General features: G+C 34.4%; 1 protein-coding gene. It reads left to right on the top strand.

What is annotated here, in order from left to right; genetic code table 11:
* Window positions 1-102 precede the first annotated feature (102 nt).
* Complete coding sequence (locus ACEN4I_RS13340; protein ID WP_407103305.1) at window positions 103-954, top strand: IS3 family transposase; 852 nt, start codon at window positions 103-105, stop codon at window positions 952-954.
* Window positions 955-1043 lie beyond the last annotated feature (89 nt).

The following is a 1043-nucleotide window of genomic DNA, read 5'->3' as shown; positions in this document are numbered from 1 at the left end:
ACGAAATGAATATCTTGAAATGCAGAAAGATATTGAAAAAAAGTTGTTAGAGCTCAATCAAAGGTACGACCATTTTCGCTAAGTCGTCAAGAGACACAATACATTGTCGTGTTTGAGCTCCATCAAGAAAAAGGGTATTCTGTCTCAAAATTATGTAAAGCTGTAGAGGTTAGTAGAAGTTCCTACTATAAATGGTTACATCGATGTCCATCAGACGCAGAAAAAAAGAATGAGGCATTAGCTGCATCTATTCAGAAAATATTTGACGAATCTTATGGTATTTACGGTGTAGAACGGATGAAATGGGCTGTTTATCGTGAATTGAATGAGGTTGTTAATGTAAAACGGGTTCGCCGTTTAATGCGTTCTATGGGGTTGAAATCTGAAATTCGAAAGAAAAAACCAGAGTGGACAAAATCTATTCCTCTACATATCTCAGAAAATACTATTAACCGAGATTTTGAAGCTTCGAAACCGAACCAGAAATGGTTTACTGATGTGAGTTACCTATTTTATGGCAATCATGAAAAAGCTTATATCAGTGCAGTTATAGACCGTTATGATTTATCGATTGTTTCTTATATCATTAGTCAAAGAAACGATAATAAATTAGTGATGGATACCATCAAGTTAGCTATGCAAAAAAATCCAGCTGCACATCCAATTATTCATAGTGATCGAGGGTATCAATATACTTCTAATGATTATTTTGCCCTTAAAAATCAATTTGGTTTCAAAACTAGTATGTCACGTCCAAGCAAATGCTTGGATAATCAACCTATTGAATCCTTTTGGGGATCAATGAAGGCAGAATATTACTATCGTCATGATTTTGATACCTATGATCATCTTATAAACGGAATCGATGATTACATTCAATTTTATATGCATAAGCGTTATGTACCAAAATTTAACGGTTTAACTCCTTCGGAGTACCGTTCTTTAGCCTCATAAAAAAATACCACGTTGAGCATCTTATTCAATGTGGTAGGGTAAACAATTATTTTGTTTTTTAACCTGTCTACTTGACGGGGAGTGGTTCA

Source organism: Desemzia sp. FAM 23990, from assembly GCF_045528485.1.
GTDB lineage: Bacteria > Bacillota > Bacilli > Lactobacillales > Carnobacteriaceae > Desemzia.
The sequence above is the reverse complement of the archived record's forward strand: the minus strand, read 5'-3'. Positions and strand labels throughout refer to the sequence as shown.